Genomic DNA, 21,857 nt, shown 5'->3' with positions numbered 1-21,857 from the left:
CACACCTTAAATAAGAGCCTGCGTTTCCGGGAAACCGAAACGAATATTTGCACACTGCATTGCCTGTGCGGCAGCGCCTTTCAGTAAGTTATCTTCTGCGGCCACCACGATGAGATGCTCACCCTGAACGGCAAAGCCGATATCGCAGAACGGCAGACCGACTACGTTTTTCAGCGCCGGCACGCCTTTGTCGTACAGGCGCACCAGCGGTTTGTCCGCATACGCCTGCGTGAAGGCCTCGTTCACCTGCTCTTTGGTCACGCCCGGTTTCAGGCGGCAGGTGATGGTTTCGAGGATCCCACGCGGGAAGCTGCCCAGGTGCGGGGTGAAAATGACGTCCGCGCCCAGATGCGTCGTGATTTCAGGGTGATGACGGTGATTAAACACGCCATACGGCTGAAGGCTCACTTCGCAGAAGCTGTTGGAGATCGCCGCCTTGCGGCCTGCACCGCTCACGCCGCTGGTGGCGTTGATCACCGGCCACTGGCTCAGATCCAGCAGGCCTGCGTCGATCAGCGGCTTCAGGGAAAGCTGCGCTGCAGTCGGGTAGCAGCCCGGAACGGCAATCAGGTCAGCTTCTTTCAGTTTGTCTGCGCTCCACTCCGCCAGGCCGTACACCGCTTTTTCCAGCAGATCCGGATGCTGATGGGTGAAACCGTAATATTTTTCGTAGAACGCGCCGTCGTTAACGCGGAACGCGCCGGAGAGGTCGAAGACCACGCAGCCAGCCGCCAGGAACTGCGGCGCCAGGTCGTGGCTGACCTCGTGCGCGGTGGCTAAAAACACCACGTCGACGCCGTCGGTAAACTCGCTGATGTCAGACATGGGCTGCAGCGGCAGATCGACCTGGCCCTTAAGCTGCGGATGCAAATCGGAAATTAACTTTCCTGCATCATTGCTTTGCGCTGACACGGTCAAAGCGGTTATGGTCATATGTGGATGGCGATTCACGTAGCTTACAAGCTCTGCGCCCGCATAACCGCTAGCGCCTACAATCAGCGTATTCAACATCGGGTTCCTTTATGCTCAACGTTAATGTATTTTTATTCACATTTATTGCATGAATATTGATACTATCACGACCTAAGGTGTGTCAACAATGAAAATGAACTTACCGCCATTTATCGAGATCTACCGCGCCCTGATTGCCACACCGTCCATCAGCGCAACGGAAGAAGCGCTGGATCAGAGCAATGAGTCTTTAATCAATCTGCTGGCGGGTTGGTTTAGCGATCTTGGGTTTAACGTTGAGGTTCAGCCCGTTCCCGGAACCCGCCACAAATTTAACCTGCTCGCCCGCACCGGAACCGGTGCGGGCGGCCTGCTGCTGGCCGGTCATACCGACACCGTCCCGTTTGACGATGGCCGCTGGACGCGCGATCCGTTCACCCTGACCGAGCACGACAACAAGCTCTACGGTTTGGGCACCGCCGACATGAAAGGCTTCTTCGCCTTTATCCTCGACGCGCTGCGTGACGTGGACGTGACGAAGCTGAAAAAACCGCTCTACATTCTGGCGACCGCTGATGAAGAGACCAGCATGGCGGGCGCGCGCTACTTCTCTGAAAACACGTCGATTCGCCCGGATTGCGCGATCATCGGCGAGCCGACGTCATTGCAACCTATTCGCGCGCACAAAGGCCATATCTCTACGGCCGTGCGCGTGCTCGGCCAGTCTGGCCACTCCAGCGACCCGGCGCGCGGCGTGAACGCCATTGAGCTGATGCATGACGCCATCGGTCGCATCATGGCCCTGCGCGACGATCTGAAAGAGCGCTATCACTATGACGCGTTCACCGTGCCGTATCCGACTCTGAACCTCGGCAGCCTGCACGGCGGCGATGCCTCGAACCGTATCTGCGCCTGCTGCGAACTGCATATGGACATCCGCCCGCTGCCGGGTATGACCCTCAGCGATCTCGACGGCCTGCTGAATGAGGCGCTGGCCCCGGTGAGCGAGCGCTGGCCGGGCCGCCTGACGGTCTCCGAACTGCATCCGCCGATCCCGGGTTACGAATGCCCGCCGGACCATCAGCTGGTTGAGGTGGTGGAAAAGCTGCTCGGTGAGAAAACCGACGTGGTGAACTACTGCACCGAAGCGCCGTTTATTCAGACGCTTTGCCCTACGCTGGTCCTTGGCCCCGGCTCCATCAACCAGGCGCACCAGCCGGATGAATATCTGGAAACCCGCTTCATCAAGCCAACCCGCGAACTGATTACTCAGGTTGTGCATCATTTCTGCTGGCATTAAAACCGCACCGTACACCCCATAGGGAGAAGACTGCCTGGTGCGGTCTTTTCCCCTTTACCCAAAGGGCAGTAAGGTCCTGGGCAGGGGATGTCTCACTCCCCATCATGAACTTTCTTCATCTTGTCTGAGCAAACCTCACCGTTATTGTTGATTATTTATGTTGACGTCCCTCTGCTTTTCCGTCATTTTTACATCTGGACGTCTAAACGTATAGAAGTTCACAAGACAACAGACAACGACATGTGATTGATAGAGGTAAGGTATGAGCTTTTTTCACGCCAACCAGCGGGAAGCACTGAATCAGAGCCTGGCCGAAGTAAACGGTCAGATTAACGTCTCTTTTGAATTTTTCCCGCCGCGCACCAGTGAAATGGAGCAAACCCTGTGGAGCTCTATCGATCGTCTCAGCAGCCTGAAGCCGAAGTTCGTTTCCGTGACTTACGGCGCTAACTCCGGCGAGCGCGATCGTACGCACAGCATTATCAAAGGCATCAAAGATCGTACCGGTCTGGAAGCTGCGCCGCACCTCACCTGTATTGACGCGACCCGCGACGAGTTACGGGCTATCGCCCAGGATTACTGGAATAACGGCATCCGTCATATTGTCGCACTGCGCGGTGATCTGCCGCCGGGCAGCGGTAAGCCGGACATGTATGCCGCCGATCTGGTCGCGCTGCTGAAAGACGTGGCTGATTTTGATATCTCCGTTGCCGCTTATCCTGAGGTGCATCCGGAAGCGAAAAGCGCCCAGGCCGATCTGCTTAACCTCAAGCGTAAAGTGGACGCCGGCGCGAATCGCGCCATTACACAGTTCTTCTTCGATGTTGAAAGCTATCTGCGCTTCCGCGACCGCTGCGTCTCCGCGGGCATCGACGTTGAAATTATCCCTGGCATTCTGCCGGTCTCTAACTTCAAGCAGGCGAAGAAATTCGCTGATATGACCAATGTCCGTATTCCGCTGTGGATGTCCAAAATGTACGAAGGGCTGGACGATGACCCGGAAACCCGCAAGCTGGTGGGGGCTAATATCGCGATGGACATGGTGAAAATTTTAAGCCGTGAAGGAGTAAAAGATTTCCACTTCTACACGTTAAATCGCGCGGAGATGAGCTACGCCATTTGCCATACCCTGGGCGTTCGCCCCGCGTAAAACACCAAAAGCCCTCTTATATTGAGGGCTTTTTAATAGGTCAAAAAGTTAAAAGGTATCAGCTATCGAATCTGTGGATTAATTCAACTATAACTTATTGCTAGTGGTGTATATCGTAACGGTAACACTGTAAAAGGGAGCATAGCGATGAGCACGTCAGACGAGACCAATAAAGCGGCATCAGTCGGCAAATGCCCGTTCCACCAGGGCGGCGTCGATCACAGCGCGGGCGCAGGTACAGGCAGCCGCGACTGGTGGCCAAAACAACTCCGCATCGATCTTCTTAACCAACATTCCAATCGTTCGAACCCGCTGGGTGAAGACTTCGACTACCGCAAAGAATTCAGCAAACTTGATTACTCCGCCCTTAAAGGCGACCTCAAAGCACTCTTAACCGACTCTCAACCGTGGTGGCCTGCCGACTGGGGCAGCTATGCGGGCTTGTTTATCCGTATGGCCTGGCACGGCGCGGGTACCTATCGCTCCGTTGACGGGCGCGGTGGGGCTGGACGCGGTCAACAGCGCTTTGCGCCGCTGAACTCCTGGCCGGATAACGTAAGCCTGGATAAGGCGCGCCGTCTGCTGTGGCCAATCAAGAAAAAATACGGACAAAAAATTTCCTGGGCTGACCTGTTTATCCTCGCGGGTAACGTGGCGCTGGAAAACTCGGGTTTCCGCACCTTTGGTTTTGGTGCCGGACGTGAAGACGTTTGGGAACCGGATCTGGACGTGAACTGGGGTGATGAGAAAGCCTGGCTGACCCACCGTGACCCGGAAGCGCTGGCGAAGCGTCCGCTGGCTGCCACCGAAATGGGCCTGATCTACGTCAATCCGGAAGGGCCAAACGCCAGCGGCGAACCGCTGTCAGCGGCGGCAGCGATTCGCGCCACCTTTGGCAACATGGGTATGAACGACGAAGAGACCGTGGCGCTGATTGCAGGCGGCCATACCCTCGGCAAAACCCACGGCGCGGGTGAAGCCACCCACGTGGGTACTGACCCGGAAGCCTCACCGATTGAAGCGCAGGGCCTCGGCTGGGCGAGCACGCACGGTACGGGCGTGGGCGCTGATGCCATTACCTCCGGTCTGGAAGTCATCTGGTCACAAACCCCGACCCAGTGGAGCAACTACTTCTTCGAGAACCTGTTTAAATTCGAATGGGTGCAGACCCGCAGCCCGGCGGGAGCGATTCAGTTTGAAGCCGTGGATGCGCCGGAAATCATGCCTGACCCGTTCGATCCGTCCAAAAAACGTAAGCCAACGATGCTGGTTACCGACCTGACGCTGCGTTTTGACCCGGAATTCGAAAAGATTTCCCGCCGTTTCCTGAACGACCCGCAGGCCTTTAACGAAGCCTTCGCGCGCGCGTGGTTCAAACTGACCCACCGCGATATGGGACCAAAATCGCGTTACCTCGGCCCGGAAGTGCCGAAAGAAGATCTGATCTGGCAGGACCCGCTGCCGGAGGCGGTATTCAATCCGACCAAAGAGGACATTGAAAGCCTGAAGGCGGAAATTGCGGCCTCTGGCCTCTCCGTGAGCGAGCTGGTTTCTGTGGCCTGGGCGTCGGCATCGACCTTCCGCGGTGGCGATAAGCGTGGCGGCGCCAACGGTGCGCGTCTGGCGCTTGCTCCTCAGCGTGACTGGGACGTGAACGCCGCAGCGGTTCGTGCGCTGCCGGCTCTGGAAGCTATCCAGCGCACCACCAACAAAGCCTCTCTGGCCGACATTATCGTGCTGGCGGGCGTGGTAGGCGTTGAGCAGGCCGCAAAAGCGGCAGGCGTTTACGTCAACGTTCCGTTTACGCCGGGCCGCGTGGATGCGCGTCAGGATCAGACGGATATCGAGATGTTTAACCTGCTCGAACCGGTTGCTGACGGCTTCCGCAACTATCGTGCGCAGGTGGATGTGTCCACGACGGAATCCCTGCTTATTGATAAAGCCCAACAGCTGACGCTGACCGCACCGGAGCTGACGGTGCTGATCGGCGGCCTGCGCGTGCTGGGTGCCAACTTTGATGGCAGTAAGAACGGCGTGTTCACCAACCGCGAAGGCGTGCTGAGCAATGATTTCTTCGTGAACCTGCTGGACATGAATACCCAGTGGAAGGCGACCGACGAATCTAATGAGCTGTTTGCCGGAAGCGATCGCGCCAGCGGTGAAGTGAAATATACCGCCACCCGCGCCGATCTGGTCTTCGGTTCAAACGCCGTCCTGCGCGCGCTGGCAGAGGTTTATGCCAGTGATGATGCACACGAGAAGTTTGTCCGCGACTTCGTTGCAGCATGGGCGAGGGTGATGGATCTGGACCGGTTTGACGTGAAGTAACCCTTGTGCCGGGTGGCGGCTACGCCTTACCCGGCCTACGGGCAAAAAAATCCCCGCCGATGCGGGGATTTTTATTCATGCCAGTTACTCCCACTCCTGCAGGAACCGCTGCCCATACTGATCAGCCACCAGCAGCGCCGCGTAAACCTGATCCGGCGACACGCCGCCAGGCATATTGTGGATGGTTTCTCCTTCCGCACAGGATGCCTCTGCGATCAGCCGCATTTTGGCCGGAATATCTTCTTTAATATTTAGCTGTGCCAGCGTAATCGGCAGCCCAACGCTGTGGCAAAGCGCCGCGACGGTCTCTATTTCTTCTACCGGCGCGTTTTCCAGCACCAGCTGCGTCAGCGTACCAAACGCCACTTTTTCACCGTGATAGAAGTGGTGCGCGTCCGGTACCGCCGTCATACCGTTATGAATAGCGTGTGCCGCCGCCAGTCCGCCGCTTTCAAATCCTACGCCGCTAAGATAGGTGTTGGCTTCGATAATGCGTTCCAGCGCCGGTGTAACTACATGCTGTTCCGCTGCAAGCATGGCCTTTTCACCCTCTTCAATCAGCGTGTTGTAGCAAAGCTCGGCCAGCGCGAGTGCAGCCTGCGTACATTTGCCGCCTGCCATGGTGGTCGCACCGCTGCGCGAGCAGGCGCGTGCTTCAAACCAGGTCGCCAGCGCATCGCCAATCCCGGCGGCCAGCAGACGTGCCGGCGCACCTGCTACCACTTTGGTATCCACAATGACCATGTTCGGGTTGTGCGGCAGCATCAGGTAGCGATCGAACTCGCCGCTGTCGGTGTAGATAACGGAAAGGGCGCTGCACGGCGCATCGGTGGAGGCAATAGTCGGTGCAATGGCGACGGGCACGTCCATAAAGTGAGCCAGCGCTTTGGCGGTATCCAGCGTTTTACCGCCGCCGATGCCCAGGACTGCCAGGCAGTCGGCGCCGTCGGCCAGTTTTTTCAGGCGATCGATTTCATTTTGTGAACACTCGCCGCCAAATGGCGCTATTTCGGCATAGAGTTCCGCATTTTTAAAACTCTGACGCAGGGTCTCTTCGGCAAAACCCAGCACAAATTTATCGCCGACAACCAGCCAGCGATTGGCCAGGGGTTTCAGATAGTCGCCGAGACGGGTAAGCACATCAGCGCCCTGGATATATTTTCCCGGCGATTGAATGATACGGTCCATAACAGTTCTCCCTTAGAGATTGAGGCTACCAAACGCGTTTTTCCAGTCTTGCTCGAACTTCTCTACGGCTGACTCTACCGCCGGTGTGCCGAGCATTTGTTGCGCTACGTCTAAGGGAAGCGTGATTGCCTCGCATCCTGTCAACAAGCAGTCCAGCGCCTGACGCGGCGTTTTGAAGCTGGCGGCCAGCACTTTGCTTTCCGGCGCGTGCAGTTCCAGCAGGGATTGCAGCTCCTGGACCATGCGAATGCCATCACTGCCCTGAGCGTCAACGCGGTTTACATACGGCGCGACATATTTCGCGCCTGCCAGTGCGGCAAGCAAACCCTGCGCAGCGCTGTAAACGGCAGTCCCCAGCGTGGTTATCCCCTCTTTTTTCAACGCTTTAATCGCGATAAGCCCCTGAGCGGTCACCGGGATTTTCACCACGATGTCCGGGATGGCGTTACTCAAACGTTTGGCTTCCTCCACCATGCCTTCTGCGTCGCGGCTCATGGTTTGAGCAAACAGCGTGCCTTCCGGCCCGATGGCTTTTTGCAGGCGCGGCAGCACGTCCCAAATGGATTCACGGCTGGCGGCAATGATGCTCGGGTTGGTGGTGACGCCCGCTATGGGAAAAATGCGCGCCAGGCGTTCAACTTCCGCCACGTTGGCGGTATCCAGGTACAGTTCCATCACTCTTCCTCGTTTTACAGTTCTAATTCGTGTTGTAGCAGGGAAGCAATCGCCTCCCCTGAGCTGGCGTTAACCAGCGCATTGCGAAAATCCTCATGCATGATGCGGCGTGCCAGGCGGGAGAAAATACGCATATGCTGATCGCCCGCGGCGTGTTTGTTCAGCGTTAGCATGATGATGAATTGTGCTTCTTCATCTCCCCACATGACGGGGGCTTTCAGGCGTGCAACGCTGATGGTGGATTGCTCAATGTGCTCTGATTTGCTGTGCGGAATAGCAAAGCTAAAGCCGAGCCCGGTGGAGAAGACCGCTTCGCGCGCCCAGAGATCGGACTCCAGTTTACGGGGGTATCGGCAACGTCCTGCGAGCAGCAGGTTATCGGTCATTCCTTTCATGACCTCTTCTTTGCTGTTCCAGTCATTGTCCAGTGAAATACAGCGAGGTGTAACCAGAGGTGTGTCCTGCTGATTCATGCGGAACTGCGCCAGCAGGTGCTCAACTTCAAGTGAGGTGCGACACGCCATGGCCTGATTCAGCAACTGGCGGCAGGCGCGGCTATCAAGCTGTGCCAGGCGCGCTTTGGTTGCCGGAATGGCGGGCGACCCCATGCTCAGCTCATCCAGACCCAGACCCACCAGCAATGGCAACACCGAACCTTTTGCACCCAGTTCGCCGCACAGGCCAATCCATTTACCCTGGCGATGGACGGCTTGCACCGCGTAATCCAGCGCCCGCAGGAAGGCCGGGTTAAGGCTGTTGTAATGGCGTGTGACTTTGGCGTTGTCGCGGTCAACGGCCAGCAGATACTGCGTCAGGTCATTGCTACCGATGCTAAAGAAATCAATCTCTTCGCAGCACTGATCGATGATAAACATTACAGAAGGCACTTCCAGCATGATGCCGAGCGGGATTTTCTCATCAAACGGAGTATGTTCCGCGCGGAGCTGTTGTTTCGCTTCGGCAAGTTTCTCTTTCACCCACAGGATCTCTTCCATGGAAGAGATCATCGGGATCATTATCTTCAGGCTGCCGTGAGCAGAGGCGCGCAGGATCGCCCGAAGCTGGGTGGAGAAAAGCACTGCATATTCTTCGTAAATACGTACGGCGCGGTAGCCGAGGAACGGGTTATTTTCGGCCGGGATATTCAGATACTCCACCGGTTTATCGCCGCCGATATCCATGGTCCGCACGATGATGCTGCGCCCGTTTGCGCTTTCCAGCGCCTGGCAGAAAATGTTGTAGAGCTCGTTTTCACCGGGCGCGCTGCTGCGGTCCATATAAAGCATTTCGGTGCGAAACAGGCCAACGCCTTCGGCGCCGTTCGCAAATGCTGCCTGCGCTTCCACCGCATGGGCGATGTTAGCGGCAAACTCAACGCGCAGGCCGTCTGCGGTTCTGGCTTCCCGGTCAAGCCAGATGCCCTGCTGCTCGCGTAGTGCCTGTTGTACCCGTGCTTCCTGTCGGTAGTAGCGTGTTACCGCATCGCTGGCATTGACCACGACCGCACCGGCATTGCCATCGATAAATACGGGCTTATTGCGCCACTGCAGCAGGCTTTCGCTGTCGACGCCCACCAGTGTCGGAATATTAAAGGAGCGTGCAAGAATAACGGTGTGCGAGGTTGTTCCACCGCTTTTTAGCAGTAGCCCCTTAAGCAAAGTTTTATCGAGTTCCAGGAACTGGCCGGGCGTGAGGTCGTCGGCAAGGCAGACGCTCGGCTGAGTGAGTTGTCCCGGTGCCGGAAAGCGTTGTTCACCATAAATTTGTTGTAAAAGTTGATAGCAAACATCGCGCACATCCAGCACACGTTCCTGTAAGTAGCTGCTGCTGGAGCGAGAGAACGCATCGCAGAAATGGTTGGCTGTGGCGATTATCGCTTGCGCGCAGCTTAGCCCCTGGCTCACGCCAGCAAGAAGATGCTGATGCAGAGAGGTATCCGTCGCCAGAGATCTGTGCGCGTCGAGAATTGCGCTGGCGGTGCTGTCGCTGTCCAGCGCACGAAGTTCAATGTTTTTCACCAGCAGGGTGAGTCCGTTGTCCAGCGCTGACTGTTCATCTTCCACGCTTTTCCCGTCGGGTAAATCCGTCAGTGCATTGAGATCCAGCGAGGTCAGCAACGTCAGCACGCCCTGGGCACTACCGCTGCACACAGGCAGGGCGCGAAAGAGCGTTGGATTAAGGCGTGCGAGAGATTCTGGCAGCGGATCGCGCTCAGTATTGATGGCTTCTGCGAGCGGTGCATCACAGTGTGGAAATTCTTCCCGGAGCCATTGTTCCAGTTGTTGATGGGCGTTCTGCTCATCTTCACCGTGGATCACCAGACGACAGGCGTCGCCTGCCAGCGTATCGGTACCAATGAGTGCCAGTGCGCTCTTGGCGTTCCCTTTACGGTCTGTGCGCAGGTTGTGCCATTCGATTTGCGAGATAAACGTATTGCACAGCGTCTCCACATGACTTGCCGGACGCGCGTGAACACCGTTGGGTAATTCACAGGTAAATTCCACTACGAGAGCCATACACACTCCTGAAATCAATCCTCATTCATTGGGCAACAGCATACGAGTGTGTTGATGACGCGCGCCATGTGACAAATCTGCCAAAAGCTGGACAAATGTAATATCACGTGAAAAGTGAGATTTGACTCACAGGTTGTGGTGTTTTGTCTTATGCGTACCATTGATCAGAAATGTGGAGGCGGATCTCATTTTTATTTCGACATTACAAAAATCCAGTAAATGGCCTTTTTGTCTCCTGTTAGCCATCTTCCTGATTGCCTATTGTTTGCCACAGCATCTTTATGGTTTTAGGCCAGGAGCGACATATGAAAGAGTTGGTGCATATTCTCAAGAACACGCGGCAGCATCTGATGACCGGGGTATCACACATGATCCCGTTCGTGGTCGCAGGCGGTATTTTGCTGGCGGTCTCGGTCATGCTGTACGGCAAGGGTGCGGTCCCGGATGCAGCAACCGATCCCAACCTCAAAAAGCTATTCGATATCGGCGTAGCAGGGTTGACGCTGATGGTGCCTTTCCTGGCCGCCTATATTGGCTATTCCATTGCCGAGCGCGCAGCGCTGGCGCCTTGCGCTATTGCCGCGTGGGTCGGTAACAGCTTCGGTGCGGGTTTCTTCGGCGCCATTATTGCCGGGATCCTCGGCGGGATTGTCGTCTGGTATCTGAAAAAACTGCCGGTCCCGAAAGTGCTGCGATCCGTCATGCCTATCTTCATCATCCCTATCATCGGCACCTTTGTTACCGCAGGCATCATGATGTGGGGTCTGGGTGAACCAGTTGGCGCGTTGACGACGGGCTTAACCCAGTGGCTGCAAGGGATGCAGCAGGGCAGCATCGTAGTGTTGGCCGTCATCATGGGGTTGATGCTGGCCTTCGACATGGGCGGCCCGATTAATAAAGTCGCCTATGCCTTCATGCTGATCTGCGTTGCACAGGGCGTCTACACCGTGGTGGCGATTGCGGCAGTCGGTATCTGTGTGCCACCGCTGGGATTAGGCCTGGCGACGCTGATTAATCGCAAGAATTTTACCGGTGAAGAGCGTGAAGCGGGTAAGGCCGCATTAGTGATGGGCTGCGTGGGGGTCACCGAAGGGGCCATTCCGTTCGCCGCAGCCGATCCTCTGCGTGTCATTCCCTCCATCATGCTGGGTTCCGCATCTGGCGCAGTGACGGCCGCCGTGATGGGCGCGCAATGCTATGCCGGCTGGGGCGGGCTCATCGTTCTCCCTGTGGTGGAGGGCAAAATCGGCTACATCGCGGCGGTTGCCGTGGGGGCTGTGGTGACGGCCATTAGCGTTAACGTGCTGAAGAGTATTGCCCGCAAGAATGCAAAACAGGTCGTGGAAAAAGAGGACGACCTGGATCTGGATTTCGAAATTAACTGAGTGAGGAAGAGAACATGACCCGAATTATTGCAGTAACAGCATGTCCGTCAGGCGTTGCTCATACCTACATGGCGGCCGAAGCGTTGGAAAGTGCCGCCAAAGCTAAAGGTTGGGAAGTGAAGGTTGAAACGCAGGGGTCGATTGGCCTGGAGAACGAACTGACGGCAGAAGACGTTGCCGCCGCAGATATGGTGATCCTGACCAAAGATATTGGCATTAAGTTCGAAGAGCGCTTTGCCGGGAAAACCATTGTACGCGTCAATATCAGCGACGCGGTAAAACGCGCTGACGCCATCATGAACAAAATTGATGCCCACCTGGCGCAAACCGCCTGACGCTTTCCCGCCCTTAGGGGCGGGCTCGTTTTCCGTTACAGGAGTTCTCTCATGACGAATCGTACCCAGCATTTGAAAGACGCTCTTTTTGCCAGTCCACGTGAAATCTCGCTTGAGCGTGCTTTGCTCTATACCGCCAGCCATCAGCAGACGGAGGGCGAGCCGGTTATCCTCAGGCGAGCAAAAGCCACGGCGTACATTCTGGACCATGTGAACATCGCGATTCGTGATGAGGAACTGATTGCGGGAAACCGGACCGTTAAACCGCGTGCGGGCATTATGTCTCCTGAGATGGATCCGTACTGGCTGCTTAAGGAGCTGGACCAGTTTTCCACACGCCCGCAGGACCGCTTCGAGATCGGCGAAGCGGATAAGCAGATTTACCGTGACGTGCTGTATCCCTACTGGGAAAAACGGTCGATGAAGGATTTCATCAACAGCCAGATGACGGATGAGGTGAAAGCCGCCGTGGGGACGCAAATTTTCAGCGTCAATCAGACGGACAAAGGGCAGGGGCATATCATTATTGATTATCCGCGCCTGCTGAATAACGGGCTGGGTGCGCTGGTGGCGCAAATGCGAGAATATTGTGCCCGCGATGCCCAGAACATGTTCTATGCCGCCGCGCTGATTCTGCTTGAAGCATCCCAGCGTCATATTCTGCGCTATGCCGCGCTGGCTGAAAGGCTTGCGTCCGGCTGTGATGAAGCTTCACGGCGTGAAGAACTATGTAAGATTGCCGAAATCTCGCGTCATAACGCGCAGCATAAGCCGCAAACGTTCTGGCAGGCGTGTCAGCTGTTCTGGTATATGAACGTCATTTTGCAATACGAATCTAACGCCAGCTCGCTTTCTATCGGGCGCTTCGACCAGTATATGTTGCCGTTTTATCAGGCTTCACTCTCGCAGGGGGACGATCCCGAATTTCTGAAAGAGCTACTGGAATCGCTGTGGGTGAAATGCAATGACGTGGTGCTTTTACGTTCGACCAGTAGCGCACGTTATTTTGCTGGTTTTCCGACGGGTTATACCGCGTTGTTGGGCGGCTTAACGGAGAGCGGTCGGAGCGCAGTGAATGTACTTTCCTTCCTGTGCCTGGATGCTTACCAGAGGGTTCAGCTTCCGCAGCCGAACCTCGGCGTACGGGTTAACGAACTTATCGACCGACCTTTCCTGCTTAAAACGGCGGAGACGATCCGCCTGGGCACCGGTATCCCGCAGATTTTCAATGATGAAGTGGTGGTGCCTGCTTTCCTTAATCGGGGGGTGTCGCTGGAAGACGCGCGCGACTACGCGGTGGTTGGCTGTGTAGAACTGTCGATTCCGGGTAAAACCTACGGTCTGCATGATATCGCGATGTTTAACCTGCTGAAGGTAATGGAAATCGCGATGCAGGAGAACGAAGGTAACGCAGCGCTGAGTTATGAAGGCCTGCTGGACCATATCCGCGCCAAAATTAACCACTATATTGCGCTAATGGTTGAGGGGAGCAATATCTGCGATATCGGCCATCGCGACTGGGCACCGGTGCCGTTACTCTCTTCATTCATAAGCGATTGTCTGGAATCAGGGAAAGATATTACCGAGGGTGGCGCGCGCTATAATTTTTCTGGCGTTCAGGGGATCGGGATAGCCAACCTGAGTGATTCACTGCACGCCCTGAAAGGGCTGGTTTTTGAACAGCAGCGCTTAAGTTTTGATGAGCTGTTAGCCGTATTGAACGCTAACTTTGCCACGCCAGAGGGCAAAAAAATCCGCGCACGGTTGATTAATCGTTTCGAAAAATACGGCAATGATATCGATGATGTCGACAACATCAGCGCTGAACTGCTGCGCCATTACTGTAAAGAGGTCGAAAAATACCGGAACCCGCGCGGCGGGCAGTTCACTCCGGGGTCTTATACCGTGTCGGCACACGTGCCGCTCGGGGCGGTGGTGGGGGCAACGCCCGATGGCCGCTTTGCCGGCGAACAGCTGGCAGATGGTGGGCTTTCGCCGATGCTTGGGCAAGATATGCAGGGCCCAACGGCGGTACTTAAATCGGTAAGCAAGCTGGATAACTATCTGCTATCTAACGGTACGCTGCTAAACGTTAAATTTACCCCTGCGACGCTGGAAGGCGATGCCGGGCTGCAAAAGCTGGCTGATTTCCTTCGCGCTTTCACCCAGCTTAAGTTGCAGCATATCCAATTCAACGTGGTGAACGCGGAGACATTGCGTGAAGCGCAACAGCGTCCACAGGATTTTGCCGGGCTGGTGGTACGCGTTGCTGGCTACAGCGCCTTCTTTGTTGAGTTATCGAAGGAGATCCAGGATGACATTATCCGCCGCACAGTGCATCAGCTGTGACGTGGTTGAAGCGCGCGCCGAGGTGGCGCGTATTTTCAATATTCAGCGCTACTCATTGAATGACGGACGCGGCATCCGTACGGTTGTCTTTTTTAAAGGCTGCCCTCACCGCTGTCCGTGGTGTGCGAATCCAGAGTCGATTTCGCCGAAAATCGAGATGGTGCGCAGAGAGAGTAAATGTCTTAACTGCGCCCCCTGTTTACGGGACGTTGATGAGTGCCCCTCCGGCGCATTTGAGCCTATCGGGCGGGACGTTACGCTGGATGAGCTGGAAAAAGAGGTAATGAAAGACGATGTATTCTTTCGTTCCTCGGGAGGCGGAGTGACGCTTTCGGGTGGGGAAATATTGCTGCAGGCATCTTTCGCGACACGGCTACTACAAAGGCTGCGTCGATTCGGCGTGCATACGGCCATCGAAACGGCAGGCGATGCCCCTTTGTCCCGATTAATGCCGCTGGCTCGACAGTGTGATGAAGTGCTGTTTGATTTGAAGATCATGGACGCGGATCTGGCCCAATCGATTGTGGCAATGAATCTTCCCAGAGTGCTGGATAATTTCCGCCAGCTGGTGGCTGACGGGATAAACGTGATTCCCCGCGTGCCGCTTATTCCGGGCTATACCCTCAACGAAACGAACATGACGCGCGTACTGGATTTCCTGCTACCTTCAGGAATACGACAGCTGCATTTATTGCCCTTTCATCAGTATGGGGAGCCAAAATACCGCCTGCTGGGACAGAAGTGGGGCATGCGGCAAGTTATCCCTCCGACAGAAGATGAGGTGTCAGCGATGCGTCAACGGGCAGAGCGAGAAGGTTTCAATGTTACCCTGGGAGGCTGAATATGACAGTGATAACGGGACGTCATCTGGTGGCGGTGACCGCGTGCGTCAGTGGCGTCGCGCATACCTATATGGCTGCCGAACGGCTGGAAAAGCTCTGCCAGCAGGAGAGGTGGAGTGTTAACATCGAGACGCAGGGAGCGCTGGGCATCGAGAGCGAGCTTACGGAAGACGACATTCAGCGTGCCGATGTCGTATTGCTGATTACCGATATAGAACTGGCGGGCAGTGAGCGTTTCGAGAATGCGCGCTACGTGAAGTGCGGTATTAACGCCTTTTTACGTGATCCACAAAAGGTGATGGGAGCGGTGCGTAAGATATTATCTGCTCCGCAGCATACTCAGGTCATTCTGGACTAATGGCTTTCCCGGTGAGCTGGCTGTGATACTGACGACGGTATTCTGACGGCGAACGCTCGGTATTTTTACGAAACAACCGGCAGAAATAGTTGCTGTCAATAAATCCGCAGGCATGCGCCACCTCTTTCACTTTTAAATCATACCCTTTCAGCAACTGGCGAGCGTGTTCCAGCCGGGTATGCGTCAGGTATTCATTGAAACCCACTGCGCCCGTTTTCTGAAACAGATGCGACAGGTAGTTTGGGGAGATATAAAAAGCCTGCGCGACGGATTCCCGGGTAAGCGGGGTGGCGTAGTGTTCGTCAATATAGACCCGAATCGCTTCAAATAAAGCCTGACTGCGGGAGGCGGTTTGGATCTGGCTACCCAGTAGGTCGACGCAGTGGCTAAGCAGGCTGGCGATAATCAGCCGCGCGGTTTGTTGCTCATGGGGCTGCATCTGTATTTCATGAAGCGTCTGTAAGAGTAGCGATCCAATACGCGGACCACGCCGGGCAACGTTCTGCTTTGCCAGGTTACGAACGTCTACGCCATCCCAGTGTATAAGGCTAAACCCAAGCTGCTGTTTGCCAAACAGGATGCTCAGCGTTGTTGCGGGGGCTTGCCATTGTGGATTATTCCAGCCGCCAGCCGGGACGTATAAAACATCCCCCTGCTGTAATACGCAGCCAGCCAGGTCTTTCATAGATCCTTCGATCGCGATCTCCAGACGTGGAAAATCGACCTGCAAGGCAAGTTCGGGGGCGGAGGTCGCGGGGTTTGCAAAATGCACCTCATGCAGCGGCGTTGTGCCGTTGATCAGGTCATTCAGGATGTAGGTAATGTCGTGGTGCATGGTGTTGATACCAGGTATTGCCGGGTGGCGCTAACGCTTACCCGGCCTACTTATCGTAGGCCCGTGCAAGCGCAGCGCCGCCGGGCGTAAAGCATTAGCCGGTGTTACGCATACCCGCCGCAACGCCCGCAATCGTCACCATCAGCGCCTGTTCAACACGCGGATCCGGCTCTTTCCCTTCTTCTTCCGCCAGACGCGAACGGTGCAGCAGCTCTGCCTGCAGGACGTTCAGCGGGTCGGTGTAAATGTTACGCAGTTGAATAGACTCGGCAATCCACGGCAGGTCCGCCATCAGGTGTGAGTCGTTGGCGATGTCCAGAACCACTTTGATGTCGCCTTCAAGCAGTTCGCGCAGCTCTTTGCCCAGCGCCCACAGCTCAGGTTTCACCAGACGCTGATCGTAGTATTCCGCCAGCCACAGGTCAGCTTTCGAGAAGACCATCTCCAGCATGCCCAGACGGGTAGAGAAGAATGGCCAGTCGCGACACATGGTCTCCAGCTCGCTCTGTTTACCGTCTTCCACCACTTTTTGCAGCGCGGCACCGGCACCCAGCCAGGCGGGCAGCATCAAACGGTTTTGCGTCCAGGCGAAGATCCACGGGATCGCGCGCAGAGACTCTACGCCACCGGTCGGGCGACGCTTCGCAGGACGTGAGCCCAGCGGCAGTTTACCCAGCTCCTGCTCAGGCGTGGCCGAGCGGAAGTAAGGAACGAAATCTTTGTTTTCACGCACGTAGCCGCGGTACAGATCGCAGGAGATGTCAGACAGCTCGTCCATGATATGGCACCAGGACGCTTTCGGCTCCGGCGGCGGCAGCAGGTTTGCTTCCAGGATAGCGCTGGTATAAAGCGACAGGCTGCTGATGGTCACTTCCGGCAGACCGTATTTGAAGCGGATCATCTCGCCCTGCTCGGTGACGCGCAGGCCGCCTTTCAGGCTTCCCGGCGGCTGTGACAGAAGGGCTGCATGTGCAGGTGCGCCGCCACGGCCAATTGAGCCACCGCGTCCGTGGAACAGGGTCAGCTCAATACCGGCTTTCTCGCAGGTTTTGATCAGGGCATCCTGCGCCTGATACTGCGCCCAGGATGCCGCCATCACGCCTGCATCTTTCGCGGAGTCGGAATAGCCGATCATCACCATCTGTTTGCCCTGGATAAAGCCGCGGTACCAGTCGATATTCAGCAGCTGGGTCATGACGTCGTTGGCGTTATTCAGGTCGTCGAGGGTCTCAAACAGCGGGGCGACCGGCAGGGCGTAGTCGATTCCCGCTTCTTTCAGCAGAAGGTGAACGCCCAGCACGTCGGAAGGGGTCTTCGCCATTGAGATCACATAGGCGGCCACCGATCCTTTCGGTGCGTCCACGATCGCTTTACAGGTGTTGAGCACCTCGCGGGTTTCGTTGCTTGGCTCCCAGTTGCGCGGCAGCAGAGGGCGCTTCGAGTTCAGCTCGCGGATCAGGAAGGCCTGTTTGTCGGCTTCGGACCAGCTTTCATAGTCGCCGATGCCGAGGTAGCGGGTCAGCTCGCCCAGCGCTTCGGTATGGCGGGTACTTTCCTGACGTACGTCGATACGCACCAGCGGCACGCCGAAACACTTCACGCGGCGCAGGGTGTCGAGCAGTTCGCCGTTAGCGATGATGCCCATCCCGCAGGCCTGGAGTGATTTATAACAGGCGTACAGCGGCTCCCAGAGCTGTTCGTTCTGGCTGAGCAGGCCTTCTGGTTTTGGGAGGCGCTGACCTTTCAGACGCGCTTCCAGCCACGCCTGAGTGGCCATCAGCTGACCGCGCAGTTTTTTCATCAGGAAACGGTACGGTTCGCTGGCACCCTCTTCACCTGCCAGCGCGCGTAGTTCCGGCGTCGCTTCAACCATCGACAGCTCGGAGATCAGCACCTGAATGTCTTTCAGGAACAGGTCGGTCGCTTTCCAGCGGCTCAGCAGCAGGACGTGACGGGTAATTTCCGCGGTCACGTTCGGGTTGCCGTCGCGGTCGCCGCCCATCCATGAGGTGAATCGAACCGGAACGAAATCGACCGGGAGGCGGTAGCCAAGGTTCTCTTCCAGCTGTTCGTTCAGCTCGCGCAGGTAGTTCGGCACCCCTTCCCACAGACTGTTTTCCACCACCGCAAAGCCCCATTTAGCTTCGTCCACCGGGCTTGGGCGATGCTTACGAATTTCATCGGTGTGCCAGGACTGGGCAATAAGCTGGCGCAGACGGCGCATCAGCTGGTTGCGTTCGTAGTCGGCAATGTCTTTGTTATCCAACTGCTTCAGACAGTTGTTCACTTCCACCATTTTGTGGATCAGGGTGCGTCGGGTAATTTCGGTTGGGTGTGCGGTCAGCACCAGCTCCAGCGAAAGCGACTCCACCGCTTTTTTGATGGTGGCCTCGTTGAGGTCTGGCTGGTCTTTCAGTTTACGAAGGGTGCGGGCAATGACTTCCGGGTTGCTTGCCGCTTCGCCATTCGGCGAAATACTGTGGTATTGCTCAGCGGTATTGGCCAGGTTCAGGAACTGGCTGAATGCGCGCGCAACGGGCAGCAGCTCATCGTTAGAGAGGTTCTGCAAGGTGGTGAGCAGCTCCTGACGACTGGCCTCGTTACCGGCACGGGAAGATTTAGACAGCTTGCGGATGGTTTCAACGCGGTCGAGGATGTTCTCCCCTAACGCATCTTTGATGGTATCTCCAAGCACTTTGCCGAGCATACTGACATTACTACGCAACGCGGAATATTGTTCGTTCATAAAAACCCAGTCACCCCATCATTTTTGTTTATGCCCAGGCAAAAATTTTCTGGACATTATTTTGTCATCTCCCTTTATAAAGCCACGTAAAACCCCCGTCGTCAATTGCTGCGAAAACGGTTCAGCAAACGAATAAATGTGGGCAATTTACGAAATTTAATTCGCATTGCGTCAGATAAGAGATGCTTATGAAAATGTATGGGGGAAAGGGAGTAAAACATTAAAAATGATCGCTTCGGTTGCCATTTTGTTTTTATATCCGGCCTTTTTTACGCAAAAAAAAGCGGACCACGGGGTCCGCAAAAGTTCACGTTGGCTTTAGTTGTTCGAGTTTTGAGAGAAACTCGCTGACGGAGCGGGGACGTCAAGGGTCAAACACGTGCCGCCTCGTCTATGTGGTGTATTATTCAACAGAATGCTTGATAGGGATAATCGTTCGTTGCTATGCTATCTATCGCCATGAACTATCGTGGCGACGGAGGATGAATAATGAATATTCGTGATCTTGAATACCTGGTAGCGTTAGCCGAGCATCGTCACTTTCGCCGCGCGGCAGACTCCTGCCACGTCAGCCAGCCCACGCTGAGCGGCCAGATCCGCAAGCTGGAAGACGAGCTGGGCGTGATGCTGCTGGAGCGCACCAGCCGTAAGGTTCTGTTCACACAGGCAGGTCTTCTGCTGGTGGATCAGGCGCGCACCGTGCTGCGCGAGGTCAAAGTGCTCAAGGAAATGGCAAGCCAGCAGGGGGAGGCAATGTCCGGCCCGCTGCATATTGGCCTGATCCCAACCGTTGGCCCGTACCTGTTGCCGCACATCATTCCGATGCTGCACCAGACGTTCCCGAAACTCGAAATGTACCTGCACGAAGCGCAAACCCATCAGCTGCTGGCGCAGCTGGACAGCGGCAAGCTCGACTGCGCTATTCTGGCACTGGTAAAAGAGAGTGAAGCCTTTATTGAAGTACCGCTGTTCGATGAGCCGATGATGCTGGCGATCTATGAAGATCACCCGTGGGCGAACCGCGATCGCGTGCCGATGGCCGATCTGGCCGGTGAAAAGCTGCTGATGCTGGAAGATGGCCACTGCCTGCGCGACCAGGCTATGGGCTTCTGCTTCGAAGCGGGTGCCGATGAAGATACCCATTTCCGGGCAACCAGTCTGGAAACGCTGCGTAATATGGTGGCGGCGGGAAGCGGTATTACGCTTCTGCCCGCGCTGGCGGTGCCGCACGAGCGTAAACGTGATGGCGTGGTCTATCTGCCGTGCATTAAGCCGGAACCGCGTCGTACGATTGGCCTGGTTTATCGTCCGGGTTCACCGCTGCGCAGCCGCTATGAGCAGCTGGCAGAGGCCATCCGTGGTTCGATGGATGGCCATTTCGACAGCGCGTTAAAACAGGCGGTTTAAGCCGTTAAGCGCAGCTACCCGATAGGCTTCCGCCATGGTCGGGTAGTTAAAGGTGGTGTTAACAAAGTATTCAATGGTGTTACCACCGCCTTTCTGCTCCATTATCGCCTGGCCGATATGAATGATTTCCGCCGCGCGTTCACCAAAGCAGTGAATACCGAGGATCTCTTTCGTCTCGCGATGGAAGAGGATCTTCAGCGTTCCCACGCTCATCCCCACGATTTGCGCCCGCGCCAGATGTTTAAACTGCGCACGACCCACCTCGTAAGGCACCTTCATTGACGTTAGCTGCTGCTCGGTTTTCCCGACTGAACTGATTTCCGGGATGGTATAGATGCCCGTCGGAATATCTTCAATCAGGTGCGCCGTTGCTTCACCCTTCACCAGCGCCTGAGCGGCAATTCGGCCCTGATCGTAGGCGGCAGAGGCCAGGCTCGGGTAGCCAATCACGTCGCCAACCGCGTAGACGTGCGGCAGGGCGGTCTGATACATGCTGTTGACCTTAAGCTGACCACGGCTGTCGGTCTCGAGCCCGATGTTTTCCAGCTGCAGGGAGTCGGTGTTGCCGGTACGGCCGTTGGCGTACAGCAGGCAGTCTGCTTTCAGCTTCTTGCCTGACTTCAGGTGCATGATCACCCCGTCGTCACAGCCTTCAATTTTCTCGTACTCTTCGTTGTGGCGAATCACCACGCCGCTGTTCCAGAAGTGGTAGGAGAGGGAGTCCGACATCTCCTGATCGAGGAACGCCAGCAGGCGGTCGCGGGTGTTGATCAGGTCAACTTTGACGTCCATTCCGCGGAAGATCGACGCATATTCGCAACCAATGACCCCTGCGCCATAGATAATGACGTGGCGGGGTTCATGGTGCAGGCTCAGAATCGAGTCGCTGTCGTAGACGCGCGGGTGAGAGAAATCGACGTCGGCGGGATGGTACGGGCGTGAACCGCAGGCAATCACAAATTTTTCAGCCGTGATGGTTTCAACCGAACCGTCGTGGCATTCGAGTGCCAGGGTATGTTCATCCACAAAATGCGCGTTGCCCTGCAAAATTTCACAGTGGTTACGCTCATAAAATCCCTGACGCATGCGTGTCTGCTGGTTAATAACGGTATCCGCGTGATTCAGGATGTCAGCAAAAGAGGAACGAAGAAGTCGGGAGTGGTCGCTGTAAAGAGGGTTCTGGTTAAATTCGATAATGCGGCTAACGGCGTGGCGGAGGGCTTTCGAAGGGATGGTGCCCCAGTGGGTGCAACCGCCGCCGACATTATGGTAGCGCTCGATGACCGCTACTCTGGCTCCCTGTTTCACCAGACCCATAGCAGCACCTTCGCCGCCGGGGCCGGAACCAATAACTATTGCGTCGTAATCGTAGGAATGTGGCATGGTAAGGCTTACCTGTTCTTATACATAAAAGCAACAGAATCATAACATCATTGCCGGAGTAACCCAATTATCGTTGTGCTTTTTTCCGGCAGTGGAGCACAAACCGCAC

16 protein-coding genes are annotated in these 21,857 nt (G+C 56.0%); 9 read left to right on the top strand and 7 right to left on the bottom strand.

Annotated elements, in window-relative coordinates:
- Nucleotides 1-6 precede the first annotated feature (6 nt).
- Nucleotides 7-1,011, bottom strand: a complete 1,005-nt coding sequence (gene argC, locus KGP22_RS21760) for an N-acetyl-gamma-glutamyl-phosphate reductase (RefSeq protein WP_111963965.1) — start codon at nucleotides 1,009-1,011, stop codon at nucleotides 7-9.
- Nucleotides 1,012-1,099: 88 nt separating this feature from the next.
- Between argC and argE the strand changes: the two genes are divergently transcribed.
- From argE to katG, 3 genes are all read left to right on the top strand, one after another.
- Nucleotides 1,100-2,251, top strand: coding sequence for an acetylornithine deacetylase (argE, locus tag KGP22_RS21755; RefSeq protein WP_223580762.1), 1,152 nt, complete (start codon nucleotides 1,100-1,102; stop codon nucleotides 2,249-2,251).
- Nucleotides 2,252-2,513: 262 nt separating this feature from the next.
- Nucleotides 2,514-3,401 carry a methylenetetrahydrofolate reductase gene (gene metF, locus KGP22_RS21750; protein ID WP_023309676.1) on the top strand — a complete coding sequence of 296 codons (888 nt, stop codon included), beginning with the start codon at nucleotides 2,514-2,516 and terminating at the stop codon, nucleotides 3,399-3,401.
- A gap of 147 nt (nucleotides 3,402-3,548) precedes the next feature.
- Complete coding sequence (gene katG, locus KGP22_RS21745) at nucleotides 3,549-5,729, top strand: catalase/peroxidase HPI (protein WP_223580761.1); 2,181 nt, start codon at nucleotides 3,549-3,551, stop codon at nucleotides 5,727-5,729.
- 84 nt (nucleotides 5,730-5,813) lie between these two features.
- Here katG and KGP22_RS21740 read toward each other — a convergent pair whose 3' ends face one another.
- The 3 genes from KGP22_RS21740 to ptsP are packed head-to-tail and all read right to left on the bottom strand — an operon-like array spanning nucleotide 5,814 to nucleotide 10,108.
- Nucleotides 5,814-6,917 carry a glycerol dehydrogenase gene (locus KGP22_RS21740; protein WP_111963968.1) on the bottom strand — a complete coding sequence of 368 codons (1,104 nt, stop codon included), beginning with the start codon at nucleotides 6,915-6,917 and terminating at the stop codon, nucleotides 5,814-5,816.
- A 12-nt stretch (nucleotides 6,918-6,929) separates the two neighbouring features.
- Nucleotides 6,930-7,592, bottom strand: a complete 663-nt coding sequence (gene fsa / locus KGP22_RS21735) for a fructose-6-phosphate aldolase (RefSeq protein WP_223580757.1) — start codon at nucleotides 7,590-7,592, stop codon at nucleotides 6,930-6,932.
- 14 nt (nucleotides 7,593-7,606) lie between these two features.
- Nucleotides 7,607-10,108: a phosphoenolpyruvate--protein phosphotransferase gene (ptsP, locus tag KGP22_RS21730; RefSeq protein ID WP_223580755.1), complete on the bottom strand. Its 2,502-nt coding sequence runs from the start codon at nucleotides 10,106-10,108 to the stop codon at nucleotides 7,607-7,609.
- Between the two features lie 305 nt (nucleotides 10,109-10,413).
- Here ptsP and KGP22_RS21725 point away from each other — a divergent pair, with 305 nt between their 5' ends.
- From KGP22_RS21725 to KGP22_RS21705, 5 genes are read left to right on the top strand one after another with little or no spacing between them, the layout of a single operon-like run.
- A complete protein-coding gene (locus tag KGP22_RS21725) occupies nucleotides 10,414-11,493 on the top strand; it encodes a PTS fructose transporter subunit EIIC (RefSeq protein ID WP_149367362.1) in 1,080 nt (359 codons plus the stop codon).
- Between the two features lie 14 nt (nucleotides 11,494-11,507).
- On the top strand, nucleotides 11,508-11,828 hold the full coding sequence (locus KGP22_RS21720; RefSeq protein WP_111963972.1) for a PTS fructose-like transporter subunit IIB: 321 nt from the start codon (nucleotides 11,508-11,510) through the stop codon (nucleotides 11,826-11,828).
- A 51-nt stretch (nucleotides 11,829-11,879) separates the two neighbouring features.
- Nucleotides 11,880-14,177: a formate C-acetyltransferase gene (locus KGP22_RS21715; protein WP_223580753.1), complete on the top strand. Its 2,298-nt coding sequence runs from the start codon at nucleotides 11,880-11,882 to the stop codon at nucleotides 14,175-14,177.
- Nucleotides 14,143-15,018, top strand: a complete 876-nt coding sequence (locus KGP22_RS21710) for a [formate-C-acetyltransferase]-activating enzyme (protein ID WP_223580751.1) — start codon at nucleotides 14,143-14,145, stop codon at nucleotides 15,016-15,018. The genes KGP22_RS21715 and KGP22_RS21710 overlap by 35 nt, the downstream gene beginning before the upstream one ends.
- A gap of 2 nt (nucleotides 15,019-15,020) precedes the next feature.
- The gene (locus tag KGP22_RS21705) at nucleotides 15,021-15,377 is read left to right on the top strand and encodes a PTS fructose-like transporter subunit IIB (protein ID WP_223580749.1); all 357 of its coding nucleotides are present in this window, start codon (nucleotides 15,021-15,023) and stop codon (nucleotides 15,375-15,377) included.
- Here KGP22_RS21705 and KGP22_RS21700 read toward each other — a convergent pair.
- Both KGP22_RS21700 and ppc read right to left on the bottom strand, forming a co-directional pair.
- The gene (locus KGP22_RS21700; protein WP_223580747.1) at nucleotides 15,364-16,212 is read right to left on the bottom strand and encodes an AraC family transcriptional regulator; all 849 of its coding nucleotides are present in this window, start codon (nucleotides 16,210-16,212) and stop codon (nucleotides 15,364-15,366) included. The two genes, KGP22_RS21705 and KGP22_RS21700, sit on opposite strands and share 14 nt — an antisense overlap.
- Nucleotides 16,213-16,306: 94 nt before the next feature.
- Nucleotides 16,307-18,958, bottom strand: coding sequence for a phosphoenolpyruvate carboxylase (gene ppc / locus KGP22_RS21695; protein WP_047653049.1), 2,652 nt, complete (start codon nucleotides 18,956-18,958; stop codon nucleotides 16,307-16,309).
- A 489-nt stretch (nucleotides 18,959-19,447) separates the two neighbouring features.
- Here ppc and oxyR point away from each other — a divergent pair, with 489 nt between their 5' ends.
- Nucleotides 19,448-20,365 (top strand): DNA-binding transcriptional regulator OxyR, encoded by a 918-nt coding sequence (oxyR, locus tag KGP22_RS21690; protein WP_133295340.1) that lies wholly within the window; start codon nucleotides 19,448-19,450, stop codon nucleotides 20,363-20,365.
- On the opposite strand, the gene sthA is transcribed toward oxyR, so the two are convergent.
- Entirely contained in the window at nucleotides 20,348-21,748 is a 1,401-nt protein-coding gene (gene sthA / locus KGP22_RS21685) for a Si-specific NAD(P)(+) transhydrogenase (RefSeq protein WP_008501785.1), read from the bottom strand. The genes oxyR and sthA overlap by 18 nt on opposite strands.
- Between the last annotated feature and the right edge of the window lie 109 nt (nucleotides 21,749-21,857).

Origin of the sequence: Enterobacter sp. JBIWA005 (genome assembly GCF_019968805.1) — a bacterium.
Lineage (GTDB): Bacteria > Pseudomonadota > Gammaproteobacteria > Enterobacterales > Enterobacteriaceae > Enterobacter > Enterobacter vonholyi.
Note: the sequence above shows the minus strand (reverse complement) of the source record. Positions and strands in the feature narration are given on the sequence as shown.

Bases quoted from the DNA above. Each gene is read 5' to 3' on its own strand.
- KGP22_RS21740 (WP_111963968.1), bottom strand. From the start codon at position 6,917: ATGGACCGTATCATTCAATCGCCGGGAAAATATATCCAGGGCGCTGAT.
- argE (WP_223580762.1), top strand. From the start codon at position 1,100: ATGAAAATGAACTTACCGCCATTTATCGAGATCTACCGCGCCCTGATT.
- KGP22_RS21715 (WP_223580753.1), top strand. From the start codon at position 11,880: ATGACGAATCGTACCCAGCATTTGAAAGACGCTCTTTTTGCCAGTCCA.
- metF (WP_023309676.1), top strand. From the start codon at position 2,514: ATGAGCTTTTTTCACGCCAACCAGCGGGAAGCACTGAATCAGAGCCTG.
- sthA (WP_008501785.1), bottom strand. From the start codon at position 21,748: ATGCCACATTCCTACGATTACGACGCAATAGTTATTGGTTCCGGCCCC.
- katG (WP_223580761.1), top strand. From the start codon at position 3,549: ATGAGCACGTCAGACGAGACCAATAAAGCGGCATCAGTCGGCAAATGC.
- ptsP (WP_223580755.1), bottom strand. From the start codon at position 10,108: ATGGCTCTCGTAGTGGAATTTACCTGTGAATTACCCAACGGTGTTCAC.
- KGP22_RS21705 (WP_223580749.1), top strand. From the start codon at position 15,021: ATGACAGTGATAACGGGACGTCATCTGGTGGCGGTGACCGCGTGCGTC.
- ppc (WP_047653049.1), bottom strand. From the start codon at position 18,958: ATGAACGAACAATATTCCGCGTTGCGTAGTAATGTCAGTATGCTCGGC.
- oxyR (WP_133295340.1), top strand. From the start codon at position 19,448: ATGAATATTCGTGATCTTGAATACCTGGTAGCGTTAGCCGAGCATCGT.
- KGP22_RS21710 (WP_223580751.1), top strand. From the start codon at position 14,143: ATGACATTATCCGCCGCACAGTGCATCAGCTGTGACGTGGTTGAAGCG.
- argC (WP_111963965.1), bottom strand. From the start codon at position 1,011: ATGTTGAATACGCTGATTGTAGGCGCTAGCGGTTATGCGGGCGCAGAG.
- KGP22_RS21725 (WP_149367362.1), top strand. From the start codon at position 10,414: ATGAAAGAGTTGGTGCATATTCTCAAGAACACGCGGCAGCATCTGATG.
- fsa (WP_223580757.1), bottom strand. From the start codon at position 7,592: ATGGAACTGTACCTGGATACCGCCAACGTGGCGGAAGTTGAACGCCTG.
- KGP22_RS21720 (WP_111963972.1), top strand. From the start codon at position 11,508: ATGACCCGAATTATTGCAGTAACAGCATGTCCGTCAGGCGTTGCTCAT.
- KGP22_RS21700 (WP_223580747.1), bottom strand. From the start codon at position 16,212: ATGCACCACGACATTACCTACATCCTGAATGACCTGATCAACGGCACA.